Below are 238 nucleotides of genomic sequence, written 5' to 3'. Positions count from 1 at the left end.
GCTGGTCTTCTCCGACGGGCACTCCGCTCAATGCCGAAGCGGTGAAATTCAACTGGGACCGACTCAAGGACCCGGCCAGCGCCTCACCCAGCGCGGCGGAAGCGGCGATGGTCGCCTCGACCGAGGTGGTGGACGATGTCACGCTGACGGCCACGATGGTCACCCAGGTGCCCAAGTATGCCCAGTCCGTCGTCACCTCGTCACTGAACTGGATCGCCTCGCCCGCGGCCCTGCGGAA

The 238-nt window shown here is 66.4% G+C and carries 1 pseudogene; it reads left to right on the top strand.

Annotated elements, in window-relative coordinates:
• Position 1 precedes the first annotated feature (1 nt).
• Positions 2–238, top strand: a pseudogene (locus FMEAI12_RS03805) (ABC transporter substrate-binding protein); the annotation flags it as partial.

It is taken from the genome of Parafrankia sp. Ea1.12 (assembly GCF_900465275.1).
GTDB lineage: Bacteria > Actinomycetota > Actinomycetes > Frankiales > Frankiaceae > Parafrankia > Parafrankia soli.
The sequence above is the reverse complement of the archived record's forward strand: the minus strand, read 5'-3'. Positions and strand labels throughout refer to the sequence as shown.